Annotated in this window: 21 protein-coding genes and 1 pseudogene; 8 read left to right on the top strand and 14 right to left on the bottom strand. The window is 71.7% G+C overall.

The genetic code is table 11. From position 1 onward, the window contains the following. Nucleotides 1–12: 12 nt before the first annotated feature. On the top strand, nucleotides 13–234 hold the full coding sequence (locus AC07DI_RS20445) for a DUF2277 domain-containing protein (protein WP_384259601.1): 222 nt from the start codon (nucleotides 13–15) through the stop codon (nucleotides 232–234). 192 nt (nucleotides 235–426) lie between these two features. Here AC07DI_RS20445 and AC07DI_RS20450 read toward each other — a convergent pair whose 3' ends face one another. After that, nucleotides 427–1,053, bottom strand: coding sequence for a DedA family protein (locus AC07DI_RS20450; protein ID WP_384259599.1), 627 nt, complete (start codon nucleotides 1,051–1,053; stop codon nucleotides 427–429). Nucleotides 1,054–1,307: 254 nt separating this feature from the next. Here AC07DI_RS20450 and AC07DI_RS20455 point away from each other — a divergent pair, with 254 nt between their 5' ends. Then, nucleotides 1,308–2,006: a superoxide dismutase family protein gene (locus tag AC07DI_RS20455; protein ID WP_478905500.1), complete on the top strand. Its 699-nt coding sequence runs from the start codon at nucleotides 1,308–1,310 to the stop codon at nucleotides 2,004–2,006. A 107-nt stretch (nucleotides 2,007–2,113) separates the two neighbouring features. On the opposite strand, the gene AC07DI_RS20460 is transcribed toward AC07DI_RS20455, so the two are convergent. The 4 genes from AC07DI_RS20460 to AC07DI_RS20475 all read right to left on the bottom strand — a co-directional run bounded on the left by AC07DI_RS20460 (nucleotide 2,114) and on the right by AC07DI_RS20475 (nucleotide 7,409). Continuing rightward, nucleotides 2,114–2,578 (bottom strand): DoxX family protein, encoded by a 465-nt coding sequence (locus tag AC07DI_RS20460; protein WP_478905501.1) that lies wholly within the window; start codon nucleotides 2,576–2,578, stop codon nucleotides 2,114–2,116. An 89-nt stretch (nucleotides 2,579–2,667) separates the two neighbouring features. Beyond that, entirely contained in the window at nucleotides 2,668–4,662 is a 1,995-nt protein-coding gene (locus AC07DI_RS20465; RefSeq protein WP_478905562.1) for an FAD/NAD(P)-binding protein, read from the bottom strand. Nucleotides 4,663–4,897: 235 nt separating this feature from the next. Further along, entirely contained in the window at nucleotides 4,898–6,646 is a 1,749-nt protein-coding gene (locus AC07DI_RS20470; RefSeq protein WP_478905502.1) for an alkaline phosphatase D family protein, read from the bottom strand. 109 nt (nucleotides 6,647–6,755) lie between these two features. Then, the gene (locus tag AC07DI_RS20475) at nucleotides 6,756–7,409 is read right to left on the bottom strand and encodes an HNH endonuclease family protein (protein ID WP_384259589.1); all 654 of its coding nucleotides are present in this window, start codon (nucleotides 7,407–7,409) and stop codon (nucleotides 6,756–6,758) included. Nucleotides 7,410–7,911: 502 nt separating this feature from the next. Here AC07DI_RS20475 and AC07DI_RS20480 point away from each other — a divergent pair. Continuing rightward, complete coding sequence (locus tag AC07DI_RS20480; RefSeq protein WP_384259587.1) at nucleotides 7,912–8,490, top strand: TMEM165/GDT1 family protein; 579 nt, start codon at nucleotides 7,912–7,914, stop codon at nucleotides 8,488–8,490. Between the two features lie 233 nt (nucleotides 8,491–8,723). Continuing rightward, a complete protein-coding gene (locus AC07DI_RS20485) occupies nucleotides 8,724–9,407 on the top strand; it encodes an HAD-IA family hydrolase (protein WP_384259584.1) in 684 nt (227 codons plus the stop codon). Between the two features lie 37 nt (nucleotides 9,408–9,444). Here the strand turns inward: AC07DI_RS20485 and AC07DI_RS20490 are convergent, their stop codons facing one another. Next, the gene (locus AC07DI_RS20490; protein WP_478905503.1) at nucleotides 9,445–10,026 is read right to left on the bottom strand and encodes a peptidoglycan-binding domain-containing protein; all 582 of its coding nucleotides are present in this window, start codon (nucleotides 10,024–10,026) and stop codon (nucleotides 9,445–9,447) included. Nucleotides 10,027–10,613: 587 nt separating this feature from the next. Between AC07DI_RS20490 and AC07DI_RS20495 the strand changes: the two genes are divergently transcribed. Next, a complete protein-coding gene (locus AC07DI_RS20495; protein ID WP_478905505.1) occupies nucleotides 10,614–12,674 on the top strand; it encodes a DHA2 family efflux MFS transporter permease subunit in 2,061 nt (686 codons plus the stop codon). Nucleotides 12,675–12,765: 91 nt separating this feature from the next. On the opposite strand, the gene AC07DI_RS20500 is transcribed toward AC07DI_RS20495, so the two are convergent. From AC07DI_RS20500 to AC07DI_RS20515, 4 genes and pseudogenes are all read right to left on the bottom strand, one after another. After that, nucleotides 12,766–13,299: a GNAT family N-acetyltransferase gene (locus tag AC07DI_RS20500; RefSeq protein ID WP_478905506.1), complete on the bottom strand. Its 534-nt coding sequence runs from the start codon at nucleotides 13,297–13,299 to the stop codon at nucleotides 12,766–12,768. A gap of 224 nt (nucleotides 13,300–13,523) precedes the next feature. Then, a complete protein-coding gene (locus AC07DI_RS20505; protein WP_478905507.1) occupies nucleotides 13,524–13,853 on the bottom strand; it encodes an antibiotic biosynthesis monooxygenase family protein in 330 nt (109 codons plus the stop codon). A 111-nt stretch (nucleotides 13,854–13,964) separates the two neighbouring features. After that, nucleotides 13,965–14,282 (bottom strand): annotated as a pseudogene (locus AC07DI_RS20510) (hypothetical protein); the annotation flags it as partial. Nucleotides 14,283–14,367: 85 nt separating this feature from the next. Then, nucleotides 14,368–15,063 (bottom strand): hypothetical protein, encoded by a 696-nt coding sequence (locus AC07DI_RS20515; protein WP_478905508.1) that lies wholly within the window; start codon nucleotides 15,061–15,063, stop codon nucleotides 14,368–14,370. Between the two features lie 264 nt (nucleotides 15,064–15,327). On the opposite strand from AC07DI_RS20515, the gene AC07DI_RS20520 reads away from it, so the two are divergent. Beyond that, on the top strand, nucleotides 15,328–15,732 hold the full coding sequence (locus AC07DI_RS20520) for an FHA domain-containing protein (RefSeq protein ID WP_478905509.1): 405 nt from the start codon (nucleotides 15,328–15,330) through the stop codon (nucleotides 15,730–15,732). 51 nt (nucleotides 15,733–15,783) lie between these two features. Here AC07DI_RS20520 and AC07DI_RS20525 read toward each other — a convergent pair whose 3' ends face one another. Next, nucleotides 15,784–16,461, bottom strand: a complete 678-nt coding sequence (locus AC07DI_RS20525; RefSeq protein WP_478905510.1) for an O-methyltransferase — start codon at nucleotides 16,459–16,461, stop codon at nucleotides 15,784–15,786. A 183-nt stretch (nucleotides 16,462–16,644) separates the two neighbouring features. Beyond that, on the bottom strand, nucleotides 16,645–18,015 hold the full coding sequence (gene proP / locus AC07DI_RS20530; protein ID WP_478905563.1) for a glycine betaine/L-proline transporter ProP: 1,371 nt from the start codon (nucleotides 18,013–18,015) through the stop codon (nucleotides 16,645–16,647). A gap of 582 nt (nucleotides 18,016–18,597) precedes the next feature. Here proP and AC07DI_RS20535 point away from each other — a divergent pair. Then, nucleotides 18,598–20,661, top strand: a complete 2,064-nt coding sequence (locus AC07DI_RS20535; protein WP_478905511.1) for a bifunctional glycosyltransferase 87/phosphatase PAP2 family protein — start codon at nucleotides 18,598–18,600, stop codon at nucleotides 20,659–20,661. Here the strand turns inward: AC07DI_RS20535 and AC07DI_RS20540 are convergent. Both AC07DI_RS20540 and AC07DI_RS20545 read right to left on the bottom strand, forming a co-directional pair. Beyond that, nucleotides 20,612–22,243, bottom strand: coding sequence for a hypothetical protein (locus tag AC07DI_RS20540; protein ID WP_478905512.1), 1,632 nt, complete (start codon nucleotides 22,241–22,243; stop codon nucleotides 20,612–20,614). The two genes, AC07DI_RS20535 and AC07DI_RS20540, sit on opposite strands and share 50 nt — an antisense overlap. A gap of 199 nt (nucleotides 22,244–22,442) precedes the next feature. Further along, complete coding sequence (locus tag AC07DI_RS20545) at nucleotides 22,443–23,687, bottom strand: cytochrome P450 (RefSeq protein WP_384259537.1); 1,245 nt, start codon at nucleotides 23,685–23,687, stop codon at nucleotides 22,443–22,445. A gap of 253 nt (nucleotides 23,688–23,940) precedes the next feature. On the opposite strand from AC07DI_RS20545, the gene AC07DI_RS20550 reads away from it, so the two are divergent. Further along, nucleotides 23,941–25,110 carry a steroid 3-ketoacyl-CoA thiolase gene (locus AC07DI_RS20550; protein WP_478905513.1) on the top strand — a complete coding sequence of 390 codons (1,170 nt, stop codon included), beginning with the start codon at nucleotides 23,941–23,943 and terminating at the stop codon, nucleotides 25,108–25,110. Nucleotides 25,111–25,446: the final 336 nt, after the last annotated feature.

Here is a 25,446-nt window from a genome sequence, read left to right on the forward strand (position 1 = left end):
CAAGCTGGAGGCATGTGCCGAAGCATCAAGACGCTCCGCCCGCCCGCCATCCCCGAGGACGCCACCGAGGACGAGATTCGGGCCGCCGCGCTGCAGTACGTGCGCAAGGTGTCGGGGTTCCGCGCCCCGGCCGCGCACAACCGCGAGGTCTTCGACCGTGCCGTCGACGCCGTGGCCGAGGCGACGGCAGAGCTGCTCGCCGGACTGGAAGTACGCGGAACGCGGGTGTCCTAGCGGACGGCTGGGCGGAGGGCCCTGGGGTCAGGCCTACGACCGCCGGGGTGGCGACTGGTGGCGCGGCGTACCGCTGGTCGGTTGGTCGCCCGTCGTCTTCTTGCCGGGGCGGCATGCTCCTTGGGCAGTCCGCCAGGACCGGCTTGTCGTCGGGCCGGTCGTCGTCGGTTCAGCCCACTGTCAGCCGGGGCTTCATCCCGCCGCCGCATCGGCCGCCGCGGGCCTGCGGACCAGGAACGCCGCGCCCGCGCCCGCCGCGAACAGGGCGAGCAGGGAGACGCCCGTGGCCAGCCAGGTCGCGCCCAGCCACTGGGCGCCGAAGTAGCCGAGGGCGACGCTGTAGCCGGCCCAGGCCACGCCGGCCAGCGCGGACCACGGGAGGAACTCGCGCAGCTTGCGGTGGGCCGCGCCCGCGCCGAGGGAGACGATCGAGCGTCCGGCGGGTGCGAAGCGCGCGATGACGACGAGGACGCCGCCGCCGCGGGCGAGCGCCGTGCCGAGTCGTTCTTGCGCGGTGGTCAGGCGCCGGGAACGGGCGATGGCACGGTCGAGGCGTTCGCCGCCGCGCCAGGCGAGGCGGAAGGCCGCCATGTCGCCGAGGACGGAGGCGGTGGCCGCGCAGAGCATGAGCACCATGATGTCGGGCACGGGATGCGGGACGGGCCCGGCACCGGTTCCCGCAGCCGCCGCGGCCGTCGCCGACATGATCACGATGACGCCGCTCGGCAGCACGGGCACGAAGACGTCGAACAGGACGGACAGGGCCACGACCGCGTAAATCCACGGACTGCCGGTCAACGCCCCCACACTCTCAAGCACCGCAACTCCCCGTTACTCCCCGATCGGCAGCGCGTTGCCGTTGTGGCGCGGAGGACGGCAGGGGCGGCCTGATGACAGCTGTACAGCGTACGCCGCGTGAGCGGCGGGAGATCCACTGGGGCCCTGGATGTTCGCTACGTCACGTTCACCCGGCTGCCTCCTTCGATGCGGCGTACGGCACCGAAGTCCCGTACGAACGAGTCAGTACCCAGGCCGAGGGCCGAAGACACGAGGGGCGAGGGACGGAGCGGGCGATGGTGACAGGAGTGGTGGCCGGTGCCGTGGCGGCGGCGGTGCTGCTCGCCGCGGGCGGCGCAGGCAGTGCGAGTGGCGCGGGCGGTGTGACGCGCGCGAGCGGCGACGGTACGGGCGGCGGCACGGGAGTCGTCCAGGTCCGGGCCGAGGCGCGGTTCGCACCGCCGTCGGCGTTCATCCCCTCGCCCGCGGTGACGTACGACATGGAGCTGGTCCCCGCGGCGTCCTGGATCGAGGTCGAGCAGCGCGGCATCGGACAGCGCAACGCCGGACAGCGCAACGCCGGACAGCGCAACGCCGGACAGCGCGGCGTCGGTCGGCGTGGCGTCGAGGGCCGGACGACCGTCACGCTGAAGGTCAGAGGGATGAAGCCGGGGCACACGTACGGCGTGCACGTGCACCAGAAGCCGTGCGGCGCCGAACCGGAGGCGGCCGGCGGCCACTACCAGCACCGCGTCGACCCGGTGCAACCCTCGAAGGACCCCGCCTACGTCAACCCGGACAACGAGGTGTGGCTGGACTTCACCGCCGGAGCGGACGGCTCCGGGTCGGCGGGCGCGCGGCACGACTGGGGGTTCCGGCCGCACGAGGCCGCGTCCGTGGTCCTGCACGACGTGCCGGGCGGCGCTGGCGCCAGGGTCGCGTGCTTCACGGTGCCGTTCGCGACGCTGCCGGAAATCCAGCGGCCCGGCACCTGAAAGACGCCGCTGCCGGAACGGCCGACGGCGCCCCCTCCCTCGTACGCACGAAGAACGCATACGTACTACGAAGAAGGGGGCGCCGCCTCACGCAGCGCGACCGCCGCTCAGGCCACGGCCGGCGTGTGCTTCGAGTCCGAGTTCGAGGCCTCGTCGTTCGCCGCGCCCGCACCGCGCGAGGCGAAGAAGCGGTCGAGGCCGAACGCGCCGGGCCCGGTGAAGACGAGGAGCAGCATGGCCCAGCAGAAGATCGCCGCGGCCTCACCGCCGTTCTCCATGGGCCAGAGGGCCTCCGGCTGGTGGACCTTGAAGTAGGCGTAGGCCATCGAGCCGGACGAGATGAACGCGGCGGCGCGGGTGCCGAGGCCCAGCAGGACCAGGGCGCCGCCGACGAGCTGGATGGCGGCGGCGTACCAGCCGGGCCAGGTGCCGACGTCGATCGTGCCGCCGCCGGCCGCTCCGCCGAGGACGCCGAAGAGCGACGCCGCTCCGTGGCAGGCGAAGAGCAGGCCGATCACTATGCGGAACAGGCCCAGGGCGTAGGGCTGGGCGCTGTTGAGACGTCCAGTCATGGTGGGGGACTCCTTCGGTTGGGGACGTTAACCGAGCGGAGGCCCAAGATTAGGTCAACCTAATTAGTGCTTGCAAGTTCAACATTCGGTCATCCGGAGATTCCGCTTCTGCTCGGCGCGGGCTCCGGCGACGGGGCGTCGGCTCCGGCGGCGACGCGCAGCGCGGCCCGCGCCACCGCGTCCGCGTCCGACAGCGTGACCGAGTCGACGCCGGGTCTGGCACCGGCCGCGGTCACCCAGTGGACCCCTTCGGTGGGTACTCCGAAGGCGAACCTCCTGACCTGCGCACGGCCTTGACGATCAATCAGGTGGTAGGGGCGCGGGGTCACATCCACGCCTCCGGTTTCGTAGCCGTCGACCACATGAGGTCGGCACCGGCCGTCCGTCAGGAGCCGTCCGAGCAGTGCGTCGGTGGTGCGGCGCACATCCGGCTCGGGCAGTCGCGCCTCGATCAGTGTGGTCGTCCGCACGGTCGAGTCCGGCACATCGGGGGAGTGCGCGAGGAACGCCCCGTCGTCCGGCCGCACGGCGAGGCGCGGGCCGAGCACCTCAAGGACCCCCGCCTCGATCAGCGCCACCATCTCCTCGACGCGGCGGCGCGGCGGGCCGATGGAGAGGAGGGCGTTGAGCGGCGTGTACCAGCGGTCGAGGTGATCACGGCGCGAGGCACCGGAAAGGCCGCCGTGGTCGACGATCTGACGGAGTTCGTTGCGCAGGTCGCGCAGCACGTCGAGGGCGGCCTTCAGCGGGCCCGCGACATTGCCGAGCGCGGCCTGCGCGGCGTCCTCGCGCAGCCGGTCGAGGAGCCAGGCGCGGTGCTCGCGCGGGGAGGCGAACGGGCGGGCCGGGTGCGGCCGGGAGAGCCGGTCCCAGGACCATCGGTCGGCGTCCCCGATCCCGAACTCCGCCAGAACGGCGGCCTCTTGAGGGCTCCGACGAGCCGTGGCGAGAAACCGCTCACGGAAGTCGCCCGTGGCCTGGAAGTCGCCTGTGTCCCGGCGGTCGTCCACGTCTGGGCGGTCACCCGTGTCCCGGTGGTCACCCGTGTCTCGGCGGTCACCGGCGCCCCGAGGGTCACCGGTGTTCCGGGCGTCCGGCGCGGCGCAGGCCCGTTCCGCGAGCAGCGCCGCGTAATAGACCGTCTCCACCTCCTTCGCGATCAGCGGCCATATCTCGGCTAGGAAGTCGGGGGCCTCGCCGTTGTCCGCGCGCTTGCGGAAGCGGGCCACGACGTCGCCGGTGAGTACGGCGGGCTCGTGACGCCCGTACGGGCCCTTCGCGTTGTCGCCGCGCGCCTGGTACGGGACGCCGCGCCGCGATCCCGCGTACAGGCGCGGCTCCCGGCCCGAGGGCTCATAGCGCAGGGTGCCGTCGGACGTGCGGACGTACCGGCCGCCGCGGCCGTCCGTCAGCAACGCCATGTGGTCGAAGAAGTTGAGGCCGAGACCGCGCAGCAGCACGCGTTCGCCGGGCTCGATGACGGACAGGTCCAGGTCGGCCGGGTTGGCGGGCGGGAAGTGGCGCAGGCCGTGCCGGTCCGCGTGGTCGGAGAGGCGCCGCTGCGCGGGGTCGACGGCCGTCGGCAGATGCCCCTGTGCGAGGACGACCGCGGAGAGCCCGGACAGTTCGAGGCCGTTGTCCAGTACGAGGGACTGCAACCCGTCGGCCGTCTCGTCGAGGCGCACCGCGCGGGCGGCGTGGACCCGGACGTGGACCGAGGCCGGTGCGTCGCGCACCGTTTCCGCGAAGACCCACTCCAGATAGCGGCCGTAGCAGGCGCGGGTCGGGTAGTCGTCGGGCCCGAGCCCCGGTACGTGCCCCGCGGCGGCCCATTCGTACAGGCTCGGCCCCGGACGTATCGGCCCCGAACAGTCGACGCTCGCGTCCGTGAAGAGCGTCACCTGCGAGGCGACGGTGTTCATCAGGAGCGCGTCGGGCTGCGCCGTCCGCCAGACACGGCCCGCGCCCGGCGGGGCGGGATCGACGACATGAACCGTCAGGCGGCTCCCGGCCGGGAGGAGCTCGTCCGCCGACGCGCAGAGCCGTTCGAGCACGCTGGTGCCTCGGGGCCCCGCGCCGACCAGCGCGAGAGCGGACGAGCCCGGAGCGAACGAGCGCGGTGAGGGCGCGGGTGAGGGTGCGGTTGCGGGTGAGGGTGCGGGTGAGGGTGCGGACAAAAGTGTGGCTCCCGGGGCATAGAGGGCGCTGAGCTGGGGAAGTGCGCCTCATCATGCCGCCGGAGACCCCGCTGACGAACCCCGCCCGGAGGATGCGCTTCCGGGTGTGGGCTGTGTCACGTGGGGGTGGGGTGGCTGGGGCTCACGAAAGTTCCCTCTCCTCGGCCGTCTCCAGGCGTACGGCGCCCTCGCCACCCCGCACCGCCCGTGCCTGGTCGAGCCGCAGCCGGGCCGAGCGCCCGCGCAGCGTCAGGGTCATGAGCTGGTTGCCGAACCACGGCCCGCCCGTCCTGCGCCAGTCGATGCCCGCCTGCGTCACCCGTGCGTGCCGGGCGATCCGTCGCCCGAGGGCGCGCCCCACCCGGCTCCAGCCGAAGCGGAAGCCGAGCTTGATCGACGCCGGGATGGAGTTGTGGACGGGCGAGCAGGTCAACTGGAGGACGCGGGCCTCGGGGCCGCCGCCCGCGGGCCAGCTCGGCTCGGCGACGTAGGCGTGGTGGACGTCGCCGGAGAGCACGCACACCGTCGCGGGGGCCCGCGGGCCCGAACCCGCCTCCGTTATCAGGTCGGTCAGCGCCTCGAAGGAGGCGGGGAAGGCCGCCCAGTGCTCCAGGTCCGTGCGTCTGCGCACGTTCTCGCCGAAACGGGCCCAGCGGGCGCCACGCTCACCGCGGCACAATGCGGCGTTCCATCCCTCGGCGTCATGGATGAGGTGGGGGAGGAGCCAGGGCAGGGAGGTGCCGATGAGGAGATGGTCGTACCCACCCGGGTCCTGAAGTGCCTGCTCGCGCAGCCAGCGGGCCTCGTCGGCGTCGAGCATGGCGCGCTCGCCCTCGTCCAGGACGCGGGCCGCCCGGGTGTCGACCATCAGGAGGCGCACGCGCCCGAAGTCGCGCCGGTAGCTCCAGCGGACGGCGGTCGGGTCCGCGTCGGCCGTGGAGGCGAAGGCGCGCAGCGCGTCCGTGCCGTCCGGGGCCGCGCACACCGACGCGTAGATCTTGTCGTCCGCCAGCTTCTCGGGCGGCAGATTGCCGAGGTGCTGATGGACCCAGTACGACATCAGGCCGCTCAGGACCCGCTCGCGCCACCAAGGCGTCGCCCGCATCTCGGCGAGCCAGGCCGCGCTGGTGTTCCAGTCGTCTATGACGTCGTGGTCGTCGAAGATCATGCAGCTGGGCACGGTCGACAGGAGCCAGCGGACCTCGGGGTCGAGCCAGGATTCGTAGTACAGGTGGGTGTACTCCTCGTAGTCCGCGACCTGACGGCCCGGGGGCTCGGCGATGTCCCGGCGGGCGGCGAGCCAGCGCTGGGTCGCCTTCGAGGTCTGGTCCGCGTACACCTGGTCGCCCAGGAGCACCAGGACGTCCGGGCGCTCGGCGTCCGGCGTGGCCGCGATGCGGGCGGCGAGGGTGTCAAGGGCGTCCGGGCCCACGGGGTCGGCCTCGCCGGAGGGCGGCGCGGCCCAGCGGCAGGAGCCGAAGGTGACGCGCAGCCCGTCGTCGCCGGTCTCCGACGGTGTGGGGGTGGTGCTCGGCGTGCGGGTGGTGCTCGGTGTGCGGAAGGTGCCCGACGTGCGGATGGTGCTCGGCGTGCCGATGGCGCTCGGCGTGCGGATGGTGCTCGCGGGGAAGGGCGAGTCGGGCAGCGGCCAGACGGCGGCCCGCGCGCCCTCGCCGAGCCACACCTCGTACGCCGTCGTCGTGCCCGGGGTCAGCCCGGTGACCGGGACGAGCGCGTAGTGGTGGCCCGCGATCTGGAAGGTGCGCGCCGAACCGCGCGCGCCGTCCGCGCACCGCACCTCGGCGGTGCAGGGCCGGTCGGCCTCGACCCAGACGGTCGCCGCCGACCCGTCGACGTACCTCAGCAGTGGACCAAGGCGCAGCCGTGCCACAGATGATCACTCTCCTCCGTCGCCCCCGTACGGTACGGAACGACGGAGGACGACGCCGTGGTTCCAGGATTTCCCGCCGGGCGTCCCGGCGCCCGCCGGAAATCCTGGATCAGCAGCCGTTGAGGATCGAGGACAGGGCGCTCTTTTCCTCGGAGTTCACGTTGAGCTTGTAGTAGTGCTTCACATCCACCCACATCCGGGCGTAGTAGCAGTGGTACGAGGCGGTGGGCGGGAGCCACTTGGCGGGGTCCTTGTCGCCCTTGGCCTGGTTGACGTTGTCGGTGACGGCGATCAGCTGGGGCCGGGTCAGGTCGTTGGCGAAGCCCTGGCGCTGCGCGGTGGTCCAGCTGTTCGCGCCGGACTTCCAGGCCTCGGAGAGCGGTACGACGTGGTCGATGTCGAGGTCGGACGCGACGGTCCAGGTGGCGCCGTCGTACGCGGACTTCCAGGTGCCGGAGGTGGCGGCGCAGCTGGAGTCCTGCTGGACGTTGGTGCCGTCGCGCTTGAGGACGACCTCGCGGGTGTTGCAGGCGCCGGACTGGGTGATCCAGTGCGGGAACTTGTCACGGCTGTAGCCGTCGGAGGAGCCCTCGGCCTTGACAGTGAGGTCGGCGAGGTAGGTGCGGGCCGTGGCGGCGCTGACCGGCGCCGGGGGAGCGGCCTGGGCGGGGGTGCCGGTGAGGAGGGCCGTGGCGGAGGCCAGGGCGACGGCCGCGGCGGCGAAGGCGGGGCGGATGTGTCGACGCGCGTAGACAGCTGACATGCGAACTCCCTAGGAGTGGGGGGTGGTTGGCCGGTGGGGCGGCCATGGTTGCGTGGCGGGGTTGCCGGTGGATGTGCAACTGGTGACAGGGTCGCGTCAAACAGGTGCGGAGTTCAATAGTTCTGGCGCCGTGTCATGTACGGGGTGGGGTGAGGGAGTTGCGGCCATGTGGCCCACGTCACGCGCCCAGGGGTGGCGGACGGGCCACAAGGCCCTGGTCACGGGCGGGTGCGCGTCGCGTACGATGGGCGGCGCAGAAGGGGAGTAGCTCTTCGCCGGACCGTCGACATACTGCTCAGCTCGTCTGAGCCGGCGCCCGGAGGCAGGCCCTGTGGGGCAGGCCAGCGAGACCTTCGGCAAAGCAGTGCCTGGCGTACGCACCCGCGTACGGCCGGATGTGACGCGCACACCCGTGTGCGTCCATGTGCGCTGCCGTGCCGAGGTGTCGTACGCGAAGCGGTGGAACACTCTCGGTGGGGCAGCCCCGACCGATTGAGGAACCTTGATCAGCTTCAGCGTGATGGCGCTCGTCTTCGGCGTCGTCTTCCTTGCCGAGTTGCCCGACAAGACGGCGCTGGCCGGGCTCGTCCTCGGCACGCGCTACCGCGCCTCGTACGTATTCGTCGGAGTGGCGGCCGCCTTCGCCGTCCATGTGGTGCTCGCCGTCGCGGCCGGCAGCGTCCTCACCCTGCTGCCCCATCAGCTGGTCCAGGCGGTGACCGGCGTCCTCTTCCTGGGCGGCGCCGCGATGCTGCTGTTCAAGGGCGGCGACGACGAGGAAGAGGTCAAGCAGCCCGCCGACCAGAGCTTCTGGAAGGTCTCAGGGGCGGGCTTCATGCTCATCCTGGTCGCCGAGTTCGGTGACCTGACGCAGATCATGACCGCCAACATGGCGGCCCGCTACGACGACCCGATCTCCGTCGGCCTCGGCGCGGTACTCGCACTGTGGGCGGTCGCGGGCCTCGGCATCGTCGGCGGAAAGGCGCTGATGAAGCGGGTGCCGCTGGCGCTCATCACGAAGATCGCGGCGATGCTGATGCTGGGGCTCGGGGTGTGGAGCCTGTATGAGGCGATTGCTTGATGCCGGTGAGGTCCGGCGCGCCCGATTCGGGGTTGAAAATCTGCCTCTCCGCGCCAGGACCGTCGCCCGTGACGCGAGTCCGTTTTGGGGCGCTTGGGTGGTCTGACCTGCGGCGTTGGCTTTTGCGGCCCACGTTTTGTACCGTGCAGGAACAAAGTGGCTCCGCCCGTACTCCCTGACCGGCGGGCGGGGCCGCCTTGATCTTCCGCTGCCTCTGCGCTCTGGAGCCCCCGATGACGGCCACGACCGCCGACCCTGTCGCACCCGTTCTGACCGCCCGGGCCGTTCTCCTCGACATGGACGGCACCCTCGTCAACTCCGACGCCGTCGTCGAGCGCTGCTGGCGGCGCTGGGCCGAGCGGCACGGTCTTGACTTCGACGAGGTCATCAAGGTCGTCCACGGCCGCCAGGGCTACGCGTCCATGGCGCTGCTGCTGCCGGACAGGCCCATGGCCGAGAACCACGCGGAGAACCGCGAGATGCTGGCCGCGGAGACCTCCGACATGGAGGGTGTCGTGCCGGTGCCGGGCGCGCCCGCGTTCATGACGTCGCTGGCGGACCAGCGCCTGCCGCACGCGCTCGTGACCTCCGCCGACATACCCCTGTCCACCGGACGGATGGCCGCCGCCGGTCTTGCCCTGCCTGCCGTACGGGTGACCGCGGAGAGCGTGGGCGCCAGCAAGCCGGACCCCGAGGGGTTCCTCAAGGGTGCGGCGGCGCTCGGGTTCGAGCCTGCGGACTGCGTGGTCTTCGAGGACTCCGAGGCCGGCATACGCGCGGGCCGGGCGGCCGGTATGCGGGTCGTGGGCGTCGGTCCCCGGGCCGCCGCGTTCGACCCCACCGTGCACGTCGAGGACCTGACCGGCGTGCGGGTGGCCGACGCGGGCGACGGGGCGATCACCCTGACGTTCGGCTGATCGCCGCGGGTCTCTGCAACTCGCGTACGCGCTGCTCTCAGGGGTCCGTCGTCTCCGACTCCAGGCTGCGGCGCGTCTGAGGACCGTACTCGCCGCGGGTGTCGTCCGTGAGGCCGCGGGCCCACTGGTAGCGGGAGACGGCGTCGGTGACCTGGGACGTGTAGGAGCCGTCGAGCTCACCGACGTACAGATACAACTGCGCGAGCCGGGCCTGCAACTCCGCGACCTGACGCCCCCTGTCACCCTCCCGCAGGGTCACGTCGGTGGCCTCGGGTGGCGGCGACGGTGACGGCGACGTACCGACCGACTCCGTCGCACGCGCCGCTGACGGCGGCGATGACGACCGCGGCGCCGAACGCCTGGACCTCTCCGGCGACGGTGGCGGTGGCGGCGGCGCGTGCCGTGACGTCCGCGGGGCGGAGAGCGTGCGCGAGGCGGCCTCGGACGACTTCGCCGAGGGTGGTGCGGGCTTCGTCGGATCCGCGTACGCCGACACCGGATCGCCCGGCAGGGTCCGGTCCCGGGTCGGCCTGTCCGTGGCCGAGGCGAGGAGGCCGACCGCGAAGACGGCGGCGGCGACCACGGCCGCCGCTCCGCCCGCCCCGGCGAGCAGCACCACGCGGTGCTTGCGGGTGGGCCGACGGCGAGTCCTGCCGGACGGCGCCTCGGATTCGGGCGGATCGCCTGGAGCGGTACCTGGGCCTGTGCTTGTGCCGGTACCGGTATCTGTACGAGTACCCGGAGCCGGACCGGTACCTGCACCCGTACCCGTACCCGCACCCGTCCCGGTCAGGGACGGCGGGCGTGACACGGAGGCGGTGTCCCCCGGACCTTCGGCAGGGGCTGACGTGTCGGGGTCCGGCAGCGTCACGTAGGGACGTATCCGCAGCGGGTCGAAATCCTCGGCGGCGGCCGTCTCGGCGGACCGGGTGCGGACGCGCGTACGTATGCGCGTCCGGTGCGCCGCGTCGCTCGCAGCGGCTGCCTCGCCCGCCCCGGTCGTGCCACTCGCCCCGGTCGTGCCACTCGCCCCGGTCGTGCCGCTCGCGTCGTCCGCCCCGTCCCGTCGTCCGGCCACCGGCCGCCCCTCCCCTCCCCGAGAGCTACAGCGCGATTATGCAGACCCCTGGTTCAACAGGCCATAACTGGAGACACGGACCAGGATGGATAAGTGGGATGGATTGGACAGACCCCTTGGAGGTGTCCATGACGGAGGACGTGAGCGCCCGCCCCCTGGGAGCGAGCCCCGCCCCCGGCCCGGCCGGCAAGGGGCACGCGCCCCGCGGCGTACTGGTCTCCATCGGCGCGCTGCTCCTGGGCATGCTGCTCGCGGCCCTCGACCAGACCATCGTCTCCACGGCGCTGCCGACCATCGTCAGTGAACTCGGCGGCATGGACCATCTGTCCTGGGTCGTCACCGCGTACATGCTGGCGGCCACGGCCGCGACGCCGCTGTGGGGCAAGCTCGGAGACCAGTACGGCCGCAAGAAGCTGTTCCAGACCGCGATCGTGCTCTTCCTCGTCGGCTCGGCGCTGTGCGGCATGGCGCAGAACATGCCGCAGCTCATCGGGTTCCGCGCGTTGCAGGGACTCGGCGGCGGTGGCCTCATGGTGCTGTCCATGGCGATCGTCGGGGACATCGTGTCGCCGCGCGAACGCGGCAAGTACCAGGGTCTTTTCGGCGCGGTCTTCGGCGCGACGAGTGTCCTCGGGCCGCTGCTCGGCGGCCTCTTCACCGAACATCTCAGCTGGCGCTGGGTGTTCTACATCAATCTGCCCATCGGCGTGATCGCCCTGCTGGTCATCGCGACGACGCTGCACATTCCGGTGCGCGCGACCCGGCACACCATCGACTACCTCGGCACGTTCCTCATCGCGTCCGTCGCCACCTGCCTGGTCCTGGTCGCCTCCCTCGGCGGCACCACGTGGGCCTGGGGCTCCCCGCGGATCATCGGGCTCGCGGTGCTCGGTGTGGTGCTCGGCGCGGCCTTCGTGGTGGTGGAACGCAAGGCCGTGGAGCCGGTGCTTCCGCTGAAACTGTTCCGGATCCGCACCTTCACCCTCTCCGCGGTCATCAGCTTCATCGTGGGCTTCGCGATGTTCGGGGCGATGACCTACCTGCCGACGTTCCTGCAGGTCGTGCAGGGGGTCACGCCGACCATGTCGGGTGTGCACATGCTGCCCATGGTGGTCGGCATGCTGCTGTCCACCACGACGTCGGGGCAGATCGTCAGCCGCACCGGGCGCTGGAAGGTCTTCCCGGTGGCGGGCACGGCGATCACCGCGGTCGGCCTGCTCCTCCTGCACCGACTGGACGAGCACAGCGGTACCGGCGAGATGAGCGCGTACTTCTTCGTCTTCGGTCTGGGCCTCGGCCTGGTCATGCAGGTGCTCGTCCTCATCGTGCAGAACGCGGTGAGTTACGAGGACCTGGGCGTCGCGACATCGGGCGCGACCTTCTTCCGTTCGATCGGCGCCTCCTTCGGCGTGGCGATCTTCGGCACGATCTTCACCAACCGGCTCGGCGACAAGCTCACCGACGCGCTCGCCGGGCGGCAACTGCCGCCGGGCATGGGCGTGAACACGCTCAAGGCGGACCCGCGCGGCATCGCACGCCTCCCCGCCGACCTCCGCCCCAGCGCTCTGCACGCGTACGCGTCGTCGATCACGGACGTCTTCCTGTACGCGGTGCCGGTGGCCCTGGTCGCCTTCGTCCTGGCGTGGTTCCTGCGCGAGGACAAGCTGCGCGGCTCGGTCACAGCGCCGGATCCGACGCAGACGCTGGCCAGCAACCCCGTGGAACGCTCGTCGTACGACGAGTGCGCGCGCGCACTTTCGGTGCTGGGGACGCGTGAGGGGCGGCGCGCGATCTACGAGACGATCACCGAGCGGGCGGGCTACGACCTGCTGCCCGCCGCGAGCTGGCTGCTCCTGCGCATCGCCCGGCACGGCTCCGTCGAACCCGGCGCGCTCGCCGAACGCACCACGGTGCCGCTGACCGTCGTCACGGCGGCCGCCCGCCAGGTCGAGGAGCGGCGCCTCGCCGAGCGGCGCGGGCCGGAGATGGTCCTGACCGAGCGGGGCCACGAGGTCGCGGGCAGGCTCGCCAAGGCCCGGGAGGAGTCCCTGGCGGAGCTGCTGGGCGACTGGTGGGGCCCCGACCGCCCGACGGACCTGGTCCAGCTGGTCGGGGAACTCAGCGCCGAGCTGTGCGGGTCGGAGTCGGAACGGCCGCATGATGGCGCGACGGCGGTACGCGCGGCCTGACAACGGGACCGGAGCTGCCACCTGCGACCTGCCACCTGTGCCCCGTCACCTCTCACCTCTCACCTCCGAGGCGGCCACTCTCGCACCCTCATCACCCCTCCCGGAGCTCCTTGCCGTACCAGTGCTCGGCGTACTGCCGGTCGGCGTAGGGCTCGATCTCGGTCCACCCGTGCCGGGCGTACAGCGCGCGAGCCTCCACCAGATCGGTACGGGTGTCGAGCACGATGCGCCCGGCCCCGAGCCGACGGGCCGCGTCCTCGGCCGCCGCGAGGAGCCGGGGCGCCCCGCCCTTGCCACGCATGTCCTCACGCACGAAGACGCGCTTGAGCTCGGCGGTCACCGCGTCGAGCATGCGCACCCCCGCCGTCCCGACGGGCTCGCCCCCGAACCGCGCCACCAGCAACACCCCGCCGGGCGGCGCGAGTTCGCCCCCACTCTCGGCCGCGACCTCACGCTCCAGCTCCTCGGGATCGGTGGCGCGCCCCTCATGCAGCAGATACCAGCGATCACTGACCTCCGTGTAATACGCCCGCCAGAGCGCGAGGGCGACGGGCGAGTCGTGAGGCTCGGGGGTGACGGTCCAGGTAGCGGCGACGGTGGGGGCAGGGGTGGTGGAGTCGGGCATGGCGACATTCTGAGCCTGTCGGGAGTGTGCGGGGCAAGCGGATTAGCCGTCGCGACAGGCCTGTTGAGGGGCACCTCAGGGCGGTCGCGCCGGTCATGCCGGACGTACGGTCCGGTTGTCGCCGTGTACGGACTGCGTCAGCACTCCGTACACGGCATGGCGCTCGCCGGTACAGCACAGACCTCCGGCCGGCGCCTGGCGGCGGACGTCGCGGTCGGCCGGCTTCACCCGCTCTTCGGCGCCGCCTGCTGCACGACCTCGAAGGACCACACCGTGGAGCCGCTCGCCGCCGGCTTCGGGCGGTCGGCTCCGGGCTCGCCGCCGCCCTGGTGGGCCGACTTCATCGGGCCCTCCATCCAGGCCTGGAAGGCGGCCTCGTCGCGCCAGCGGGTGTAGACGAGGTACTGGTCGGTGCCCTCGATGGGGCGGAGGAGTTCGAACCACTCGAAGCCGTCCGAGCCTTCCACCGCGCCCGCGCGGGACGCGAAGCGCTTCTCCAGGATCTCGCGCTGCTCGTCGGGGACGGTAAGGGCGTTGATCTTCACGATGCTCATGCGGTCATCCTGCCGTACGGGGGCGTCGGAGCCGCGTGAGCCCCGGGGCCGGGGGTGGCCTCGGGGCTCACGTAGGTGTTGTCCTGAGAGGGGCGCACGCCCGTGCCCTTCTTACAGGCGCAGCAGGCGTTCCGCCGTTTCGCGGTAGTCGCGCAGGGCCAGGCGGAGTTGTTCCGTGTCGCCGGTGGGGCCCGAAGCAGTGGGGCCCGTCCCGGTGGCGGTGCCTGTCCCGGTGGCGGCGCCCGTCCCGGTGGTGGTGCCCGGCTCGGTGGGGCCGGTGCCCTCGGCGGCCCGGGGCTCGCCGGGGGCGGCCTCCGCCGGGAGCGCTTCCCAGCTCGTGCGCAGGGTGCGGCGGCGCTCGGTGAGGGTGCGGGTCAGGTCGGCGATCGCTTCCTCCAGGACGCTGTCGGCGTTCTCGACGGCCGCGCGGGGGCTGTCGACGAAGCTGTTGACGGCGTTCTGGAGGCGCAGCGTCAGCTTGTCGCGTGCGTCGGGCGGGTAGAGAGCGGACGCCTCAGCCATGCTGAACTCCCTTGTGAGTCATGCCGGTCGAACGCTTGTGGGTGCCGTGCCGGTCGGTGTGGGCGACCTCGGAGTCGGACGGCTGCTCGGCGACCAGGGCGTCGAAGAGCGCCCGGGCCTCGATCATGGCCGCGCGCATCTCCTCGGTGCCGGCCGCGGCGTCGGCCTCGGTGCCGGAGAGGGTGCCGCCCAGCGTGCCGGTCCTGCCCTCCTCGGGGCCCGTCGTGCCGAGGGCCGCCCGGTGCACCTTGCGGTAACCGTGGACGTGGTGGGCGTGGTGCACGGAGAGCGCGTCGATCTGGTCCTCGTAGTGGCCCGCGTCCGGGAAGCCGCGGGCTCCGGCCAGCTCGGCGATGAGCCGGTCGGCCTCGGCCACCGCCTCGCGCGGGGAGTCGACGAAGCGCTCCTGGGCTACGGTCCAGCGGGCCGCGTACTGCTCACGCGCGGCGGGCTCCAGCGGGCGCGTACGCAACGTACCGTGCCGCTTCACACGCTCCGCGAGGTCGCGCTCGGCGGCCTTGGTGTCGCCGTCGTGCCGGGCGACCGCGCGGTCGTACTCGGGCCCGAAGCGGCGCTGGAGACCGCGCCTGCCGCCCGCGCCCCGCCTGCGGTTCAGCATGGCGACGGCGCCGACGGCGAGGACGGCGACGACGACCACGATCAGAGCGATGATCAGGACTGTGGACATGAGTGGGTGCCTTCTCGCTCGGGGATCGGCCTCGGGCGCGAGACCCGGTGGGCCTCGGCACCCGTACCCCGGAACGAGTTGCCCGGAAACGGCCCACCAAACGGTGGGTCCAGGACTCGAAGTCGACTCCGGGTGGCTCGCGCCCAGTCATGGGGCCATTGTTCCAAGAGGTCGTGCGCCCCGCCCAGGGTGCCACTTAGGATGCGGCAGCGCGCCGTACACCAACCGCGCCCGCGCGCAGGCGAGTTGAAGGAGCGTACCCACGTGCTTGAGCTGACGATGGCCGCGGTGTCGGGGACGGGTACGGGTGCCGACGCGGGTGCCACCGCGGGCATGCTCATGGCCGAGGCGCCGAGCGAGCCGGGCGCCGTGCTGCGCGTGGGGCGCGACCGGAACGTGTGCCGCCTGGTCACGCCCGACGACTGGCTTTTCATTTCCCGTACGCATCTTGAGTTCCGCTGCGGCCCTGACGGGGTCTGGTCCGTCAGCTGGTTGCGCGGCTCCCACCCCGACCCGGCCTCCGAGGTGCGGCTGGTGTCCGGGGGAGCGGTGCGGCCCCTCGCGTACGGAGGCGTCGCACCGCTCGCCCCGGGCGGCTCCGGCGAGGTCGTCATCCAGGACCGGTCGGGGCCTCGGAGCGTGAACGTCGGGTATTACGTGGAGAGTTGAGTGGGCCGGGGGCGGCGCGGGCCTGGACCGGAGGGCCGGGGCGGGGTTCGCTCAGGGCAGTACGCGGGCCAGCGCGAAACCGTCGTACCCCTTGACTCCCACCGTCTGCACGGCCGTGCCGCTCAACTTGGGGTGCTCCGCGATCAGTTCCAGTGCGGCCCGGGTGCCGCGCACGCCCGGGTCGGTGCTTGAGGCGTCGGCCACGGCGCCGCTCCGTACGACGTTGTCGAGGACGATGAGGCTGCCGGGGCGGGTGAGCTTCAGCGACCACTCCAGGTAGTGCTGGTTGTTGGCCTTGTCGGCGTCGATGAACACGAGGTCGAAGGGCTCGGGGTTCGTCGCGTGCTCGGCACCGAGCGCCGTGAGCGAGTCGAGTGCGGGGCCGACGCGCACCTCGGTGATCTTGTCGAGCCCGGCGCGGGCGAGGTTGGCGCGGGCCACGCCGGCGTGCTCCGGGCTGTATTCGAGGGTGATGAGGCGGCCGTCGGCGGGCAGGGCCCTGGCCAGCCAGATGGTGCTGTAGCCGCCGAGGGTGCCGATCTCCAGGATGCGGCGGGCGCCCTGGAGTTGGGCCAGGAGGTGGAGCAGCTTGCCCTGGTTGGGGGCGACGTTGATCCGTGGCAGGCCGGCCGCGTCGCTGTCGCGCAGGGCGGCGGCCAGGGCGTCGTCGGCCGGGGCGAGGAGGTCGGTGAAGTAGGCGTCGACGGAGTTCCACTGCTGCTGGTTCATGCGGCTCGTCGTTCCCTTCGGCTGTCTAGTTAGTTTCGCTAAGGAGCGTAGCCGGGGGAGCGGGAGTTGTCAGTGGGGGCTCGCGTGTTGAGCGCTCTTGTGTCGAGGGCTCGCGTGTTGGGGGGAGAGAGGTCGGTGGGGCGGGCCCCGGCGATTGCGGACGGGCTCGGCGCGGCCGGCGAGTCAGCGAGCCCCCCGCAGCGCCCTCGCCTCCTCCTCCGTCTCCACCGCCGGAGGCGACCCCGGCAGGGGCCTGCGGGCCGATTCCGTCAGGTACCAGACGGCGATTCCGCCCACTACGGCCGCCGCCATCATGTAGTACGCGGGCATCATCTTGTTGCCCGTCGCGCCGATCAGCGCCGTCACGATCAGCGGGGTCGTGCCGCCGAAGACCGAGACGGAGATGTTGAAGCCGATGGAGAGGGAGCCGTAGCGGATCTTCGTCGGGAAGAGGGCGGGGAGGGTCGACGGCATCGAGGCCGTGAAGCAGACCAGGAGCAGGCCCAGCGCGCCGAGGCCCAGTGCGATCGCCCACAGCGAGCCCTCGCGGATCAGGAGCATGGCGGGGACGGAGAGCAGGAGGAAGCCCGCGCAGCCCGCGGCGATCACGGGCCGGCGGCCCACCCGGTCGGTGAGCGCGCCCATGAACGGCTGGACGCACATCATCAGCGCCATGACGGCCAGGATGACCAGGAGCCCGTGCGTCTCGTCGTACTTCAGCTCGCTGGTCAGGTAGCTCGGCATGTACGACAGCAGCATGTAGTCCGTGACGTTGAAGACCAGGACCAGGCCCATGCAGAGGAGGAGCGCCTTCCACTGGCCCGTGACCATGTCGCGCAGGCGCACCTTCGCGCGGCTCTGCTCGTCCTTGTGGGCCTTCTCCAGCTCGGCCGCGAACGCCGGGGTCTCCTCCAGCTTCATCCGCAGGTAGAGACCGATCAGGCCCATCGGGCCCGCGATCAGGAACGGGACGCGCCAGCCCCAGGAGAGCAGGTCGTCCGTGGAGAGGAGGGCCGTCATCAAGGTGACCAGGCCCGCGCCGCCGATGTACCCGGCGAGCGTGCCGAACTCCAGCCAGCTGCCGAGGAACCCGCGCTTCTTGTCGGGGGCGTACTCGGCGATGAAGGTGGAGGCGCCCGCGTACTCGCCGCCGGTGGAGAAGCCCTGCACCAGGCGGGCGAGGAGGAGCAGGACGGGAGCCCAGACGCCGATGGCCGCGTACGACGGGATCAGGCCGATCGCGAACGTGCCCGCCGCCATCATGATCATGGTGAGCGCGAGGACCTTCTGGCGGCCGATGCGGTCGCCGAGCGGGCCGAAGACCATGCCGCCGAGCGGCCGGATCAGGAAGGCCGCGGCGAAGGCGCCGAAGGTCGAGAGCAGCTGGGCCGTCGGGTTGCCCGAGGGGAAGAAGACCTTGCCGAGCGTCACGGCGATGTAGCTGTAGACGCCGAAGTCGAACCACTCCATCGCGTTGCCGAGGGCGGCCGCCTTCACCGCCCGCTTGACCATCGCGGGGTCGGTGACGGTGACGTCCGGGCCTGTCGAGGGCAGACGTCCCGCCGAAGGGCCGGTCCGGTGTCCTCCCGAGGGCTCGGGCTTGCGTAGTGCGACGGGGGTGGCGCTCACCAAGGGTTCGCTCGCCTGCTCTCGGTCGACGACAAGGGCAAGGCCGCCCGCGGTAGCCGGGCGGCCCGAAAAGCGACCATAGGTGCAAGAGGCATCATTACGTACGGTGTCCGATTGGCCGCACAGCGCGCGAAAACCGCTTCTGTCCAGGTCAAACGGTGTTTCCGCAGGCAGTGCGGATAAGGCGCGTTTGTGATCTATGTCGCTGCTCCGGCGCGGAACCGCACGACGGGGGCGCAGGCGGCATCCTGGGGTTCAGGGACCGGTGGCCACCGGTTCAGGCCTCCGCGGTCGCGGGTTCACGGAATCGGCGGTCGCGGACAGGTGGAAAGGTGGTTGCGTGCGTCTCACATCAGGGCGCGGCACTCACGGGCCTGGCGGAAGTCCCGGCCGTAACTCCCGGGCCGGGACGCCGGCCCCTCACAGACGGGACCGCAGACATGACGGACGGGACGGGAGGGCCGACGAGGCGTGGCGAACGTTGAGCACAGGGGATCGGGCAGTGCCTTGGGAACAGGGCGGACAGGTGGACCCGAGGAGCGGATCGGAGCGGTCCGCGTCGGCCTCTGGCTGATCGCCGCCGTCCTGGCCGCCCGGCAGGTGGCCGACGTGCTGCGCACCCCCAAGGGCGAACGGTTCACCGACCTGGAGACGTGGATCGGGCCCGCGGGCGTCCTGCACGTCAACGGCTCCTTCTACGACGCGGACAAGTTCACGGGACCACCCTTCGCGGGCCTCGTCCTGAAACCGCTCGCACGCGCGGGTGAACAGGCTCTCGGCTGGGCCTGGACCTTCGGCACGCTCGGTCTCGTCGTCGTGCTCGGCCTGGTCGCGGCCCGCGCCCTGCCGCAGCCCGTCTCCCGGCGCACCTCCCTGCTCGCCGCCCCCGTCGCCATCAGCCTGCTCATCCTGTCGCTCCCGGTGCGCAACACCCTGCACCTCGGCCAGACCAGCATTCTTCCGGTGCTGCTCGTCCTGCTCGGCCTCTTCACCGTCCGCGGCCAGCGCGCGAGCGGCCTCCTGGTCGGCGTCGGCGCGGCCCTGCAGCCGACCATGCTGCTCTTCGCCGCGCTGCTCTGGTTCACCGGCCGCAAGAAGGCCGCCGCGTCCACCGGCGCGGCCTTCGCCGCCTGCACCGCGCTGACCTGGGCCGCGATGCCGCACGATTCGTCGACGTACTGGATACACCACCTCGCGGGCGCCGGGCTCGGCGCCAATCCGGACGCCAACGCCAACCAGTCGCTGCACGGCATGCTGCTCCGCTTCGGTCTGCGGGGCCCCCTGGAGACCGGGCTCTTCGTGACCCTGAGCCTGGCGCTCGTTTACGTCGGCCTGCGCCGCGCCGTGCGCTACGCCAAGGACGGGCAGCTGCTCCTGGCCGTCGCGATCACCGGCTGCGTCGTGGTCGCGGTGTCGCCGACCACCTGGCAGCACCAGCTCCTGTGGGTGCTCTTCGCGGTGGTCGGCCGGGCCGGCAAGCGCCAGTCCGACCGCTACATGTGGCCGGTCGCCGTCGTCCTCGTATCGACGCTTCCTGCCACGATGATGCTGCCCAACATGCCGGTCACCGAGCCGATCCGGGACAACGTCGTGCTCCTGGCGGCGCTCGCGGCGGCCGCCGTCGTGCCGTTCCTCTCCCGGGCCCACCCGCAATATCAGAAGCCCATCCCCACCGACTACGCCGCGCCCGTCCCGGCCCGCTGGAGCCGGGTGCCGCTGGTCCCGTTCTGGCGGCGGGTCGTCACCCGGCCGAACCTCCTGCTCGAACTGCTGCTCATCCGCGTCTGCTACTCCGCGTACCAGCAGGTCAGGCTCGCGGCGACGGGCGGCACGATCTCCGGGGGGCGGGCCACCGCCGAGCGGCACGGCGAGCAGGTCCACTCGATCGAGCAGTTCCTGCACATCGACCTGGAGCGCTGGTTCAACCATCTGACGGCGCGGACCGGCTGGATGGAGGACTTCTTCAACTTCTACTACACGTCGTTCCACTTCGTGGTGCCGCTGACCGTCCTCGGCGTTCTGTACGTCCGCAGGCCCGCCGACTACCGCTGGGCGCGCTCCGCGCTCGGCTTCGCGACGGTCCTCGCCCTCATCGGCTTCTGGGCCTACCCGCTCGCCCCGCCGCGCCTGATGCCGGGCCTCGGCTTCATCGACACGGTGCACGGCGTGCAGGACTTCACGCAGCCGGACTACGGCACGCTGACGAAGCTCACCAACCAGTACGCGGCGATGCCCTCGCTGCACTTCGGCTGGTCCCTCTGGTGCGGCCTGGTCATCGCGGTCATCGCGCCCAGGTGGTGGATGAAGGCGCTCGGCCTGATCCACCCCTTCTTCACCGTCTCGGCGATCGTCGGCACCGGCAACCACTGGGTGCTCGACGCGGTGGGCGGCGCGACCGTCGTGGGCGTCGGCTTCGGCCTGACCTATCTGCTGTCCGGGCCGCGGGTGAAAGGGCCCCGGGTGAAGGGGCCCCGGGTGACCGGGCCCCAGGCGACCGGGCCCGTGGCGCGGCAGCAGCTGATCAGCGGCAGTCCGCGGGACGACGCGGCGAAGGACGGTAGCCCGAGCTGATCTCGTAGGTGCCGGGCGCCGGCACCGAGAGGCGGGTGAACTCGCCCTGCCGTCGCAGGCAGGCACCCTCCGCCCGGAGCCACGGCGAGTACACCAGGCGCAGGGTCACCGAGCCCCGCCTGGGTACGCGCACCACCACGTTCGACCCGGTGGAGCGCACCACGGCGGCGGGCTTGGAGACCAGCGGCACCGGGTTCCTCACCCGGAAGATCCGCCAGTGCGCGTCGTTCCACACCGGCTCCAGCCACTTCGGCGCGCTCGTCACGAGCGCCGCCTCGTCCTCGGCGTAGCCGTCCGGCTTGCCCGAAGGCAGCACCACGTACCCGACGGCCCACTTGTCGAGCCACTTGCGGTAGCTGGCCGCCGAGAACGACCCGTCGTAGAAGAGCCGGCCGCGTTCGATGTCCAGCTGGCGGTTCCAGCCGCGCGCCATGTTCACGTACGGGGCGAGGGCGGTGGCCTCGCGGTGGTTGCGGGTCGGCACGACCTCGACGCGGGTGCGGTTGGCCTCCAGGCGCTCGAGCTCCCGCACCACGCCGTGGGTGTCGACCGCCCACTTCGGCACCTTCGTGGAGACCGCGAGGTCGTCGATCGTCTTCTGCGTCACCCAGGCGCAGGACAGCACGAGCGCCACCGTCAGCGCGATCCTGCGCGCCCGGCGCAGCCCGGGCACGAGCAGGGCGGCGAGCAGCAGCGCGGGGCCGACCAGCTCGGCGAGCCGTTCGACGTTGGTGCCGATGGGGGACGCGATGAGGTACGTGAGGACGGTCCCGGCCGCGTAGACGCCGGCGCCCCACCGCACCACCCGCCACTCGCGCGGCCCCGCAAGGATGAGGGCCAGGCTGAAGATCACGGGCGGGAAGATCCGGTCGAAGGGCATCAGGTGCTCGCCGGTGAAGGGGAAGAGCACCGTGGTCGCCGCCACGACCAGGAACGGCGGCAGGACCAGCGCCGCCGACCGCGCCCAGTCGCGTACGAAGAAGTAGCCCGCGCCCGCGACGACGAGGAAGAGCCCCGCGACCGGGGAGCCCATGGTGGCGAGCGCCGAGCACACCACCGCGATGCCCACGCGCCGCTGCCGCACCAGGGCCAGGCAGGCCGCGAGGGCGAAGGCGAGACCGAGGGCGAACGTCGTGCGCCCGGAGGCCACGTTGCACCAGATCGCGAGCGAGGCGAGCACCGCGGGCCACAGGGGCCTTCGGACACCGCTGCGGTCGATCAGCGCGGCGACCAGCCAGGCGCCCGCGACACCGGACAGCACCGTCACGGTCCGCACCCCGAGCGCGGCCATCAGGTAGGGCGAGATCAGGCTGTAGTTGGCGGTGTGCATGCCGCCGTACCAGAAGAGGTTGTACGCGGCCGTGCCGTGCTCGGAGGCGAACCGCGCCCAGGCCTCCTGCGCCGCGAGGTCGCCGCCGCCCGTCGCGAGGAACACCGCCCAGACGGCGTACAGCGGAAGGGTGGGGAGGGTGGCGAGGAGCGGCACGCGGTGGCGTCGGCAGAAGGTCCGGAGCGGAGTATTCCGGCCGGTGGACGCGGCGCCGGGCGGGCTGAGCGATACGTCGGCAGAGACCACGGCCACCGTTTCCGTTCGAGTCCTGGGGAGGCAAGGTTCACTTCTCAGGACGCTTACCGCAACGGAAACGTTGGTTCAGTAAACACGATTGACCTGATAGGTCGCTTTGCTGAGCGGTACTGACTCGCGGGCTCTCCGGGGGAGGCAGGGGCGGGGCGTGCGGGAAAGGGCCCGCCCCTGCCTCCGTGGAGCCGGGTCGGCCGGGTCAGCCGGTGCTGACCTGGAGCTCCTTGACGCCGTTGAGCCAGGCGGAGCGGAGCCTGCGCGGGTCGCCGGTCAGGTGCAGGCCGGGCATGGCGTCGGCGATCGCGTTGAAGATGAGGTTGATCTCCAGGACCGCGAGGGACTTGCCGAGGCAGAAGTGCGGGCCGCCGCCGCCGAAGCCGAGGTGGGGGTTGGGGTCACGGGTGATGTCGAACTTCTCCGGTGACGCGAACACGTCGGGGTCGTGGTTGGCCGAGGAGTAGAAGAGGCCGACCCGGTCGCCCTTCTTGATCTCCGCGCCGCCGAGTCCGGTGTCCTGGGTGGCGGTGCGCTGGAAGGAGACCACCGGCGTCGCCCAGCGCACGATCTCCTCCGCCGTCGTCGCGGGGCGCTCGCGCTTGTAGAGCTCCCACTGGTCCGGATGGGTGAGGAAGGCGTGCATGCCGTGAGTGATGGCGTTACGGGTCGTCTCGTTGCCGGCCACCGCGAGCAGGATCACGAAGAAGCCGAACTCGTCGCCGGAGAGGTTGCCCTCGTCCTCGGCCGCCACCAGTTGGCTGACGATGTCCTTGGCCGGGCACTCCTTGCGGGCCGCGGCGAGGTTCATCGCGTACGCGACGATCTCCATCGCCGCCTCGGCGCCGATCTCCTCGGTGATGGCGTACTCCGGGTCGTCGTACCCCGCCATCTTGTTGGACCAGTCGAAGATCCTGGTGCGGTCCGCCTGGGGTACGCCGATCAGTTCGGCGATGGCCTGGAGCGGGAGCTCGACGGCGACGTTGGTCACGAAGTCGAAGGAGCCGTCGGGGCCCGCGTTCGCGAGGGCCGCCTCGACGATGGAGCCGGCGCGGGCGCGCAACGCGTCCTCCAGCGAGCGGATGGCGCGCGGCGTGAAGCCGCGCTGCACGATCTGGCGGACCCGGGTGTGCTCGGGCGGGTCCATGTTGAGCATGATCAGTTTCTGGACCTCGATCTGGTCGCGGCTGATCGTCTCGTTGAAGCGGATGACGGCGGTGTTGAGGTTGGAGGAGAAGAGCTCCGGGTGCGTGGAGACGTACTTGACGTCATCGTGCCGCGTGACGGCCCAGTAGCCCGCGTCGTCGAAGCCGGATATCCGGGGTGGCTGGGCGATCCAGCGCACCGGTTCCGTCTGCCGCAGCTGTGCGAACTCCGGCAGGGGCACGCGGTCTTGGAGCAGGTCCGGGTCGGTGAAGTCGAACCCGTCGGGCAGCGCTGGACAGGGCATCGGCAACTCCCGTGCGTGGGCATGGTTCTGACGGTCCATCAGGGCAGCTCGCTCGCAAGGTAGTAACGGGTTCTACAAGAGGCAAGGGTCAGGGCGGGTCCGGTTGGCCGCGGGTCCCGCGCAAGATGCGTGCAAGACCCTTGCGGCGCCAGGGTTCCGCTCAGCAGACTGCTGTACGGAACTAGAACGCGTACTAGTTCTACTCGCGAGCCGCCGGGACGGCTCGCGGGACGTGGAGGGAGAGGACGAGCCCATGGCCGCGGAACCCGTCATCGTCGAAGCAGTACGCACGCCCATCGGCAAGCGCGGTGGCGCGCTGGCCAATCTCCACCCCGCCTACCTGCTCGGTGAGACCTACCGCGAACTCCTCGGCCGCACCGGCATCCACGCCGACTGCGTCGAGCAGATCGTGGGCGGCACGGTGACGCACGCCGGTGAGCAGTCCATGAACCCGGCACGCACGGCCTGGCTGACGATGGGGCTGCCGTACGAGACCGCGGCGACCACCGTGGACTGCCAGTGCGGTTCCTCGCAGCAGGCGAGCCACATGGTCGCCAACATGGTGGCGGCCGGTGTCATCGACGTCGGGATCAGCTGCGGCGTCGAGGCGATGTCGCGGGTGCCGCTCGGCTCCGGGTCCAAGCACGGCCCCGGCAAGCCCTTCCCCGACGAGTGGAACGTCGATCTGCCCAACCAGTTCGAGGCCGCCGAGCGCATCGCCCGCAACCGCGGCCTCACCCGCGAGAACGTGGACTCGCTCGGCCTCATCTCGCAGGAGCGGGCGGCCGTCGCCTGGGCCGAGGAGCGCTTCAAACGCGAGACGTTCGCCGTGCAGGTGCCGACCACGGAGGAGGAGCAGGGCGCGGGGCACGGCATGTGGCGGCTCGTCGACCGCGACGAGGGGCTGCGCGACACGACCATGGAGGCGCTCGGCGGCCTCAAGCCGGTCATGCCGACCGCGGTGCACACCGCGGGCAACTCCTCGCAGATATCCGACGGCGCGGCGGCGCTGATGTGGGCCTCCAAACGGATGGCGCGGGCGCTGAAGCTGAAGCCGAGGGCGCGGATCGTCGCCCAGGCGCTGGTCGGCGCCGACCCGCACTTCCACCTGGACGGGCCCATCGACGCGACGCGGGCGGTGCTCGGCAAGGCGGGGATGTCCCTGAAGGACATCGACATCGTGGAGATCAACGAGGCGTTCGCGTCGGTGGTGCTGAGCTGGGCGCAGGTCTTCGGGCAGGACCTGGAGAAGGTGAACGTGAACGGGGGCGCGATCGCGCTCGGGCATCCCGTGGGGGCGACGGGGGCGCGGCTGATCGCGACGGCGCTGCACGAACTGGAGCGCAGGGACAAGGAGTTCGCGTTGGTGACGATGTGTGCGGGGGGTGCGGTGGCTGGCGCCACGATTTTGCAGCGGCTGTAGTACGTGGCTCGGTCTGTCGCCGGCTGCGCCGAGCTCGTCCTCAAGCGCCGGACGGGCTGGGTGTGGCCGGGGTTCGGGCCTTCGCCGGCTGCGCCGAGCTTGTCCTCAAGCGCCGGACGGGCTGGTAGTTGCGCCGGGCTTGTCGTCCCCCGCCGGACGGGCTAGTAGTTGCGCCGGGCCCGTCCTCCCCCGCCGGACGGGCTGGTCCCCCGCCGGACGGGCTGGAAGTTGCGCCGTGCTCGCCCCCCGGCCGGACAGGCTGGAAGCGGTCAGGTGTCCGTAGGTACACCTCTCGGCGGGGGGATTCTCGGATGTCGTGCGGGCGGTGGTCTCCGT

It is taken from the genome of Streptomyces sp. NPDC044106, assembly GCF_056433985.1.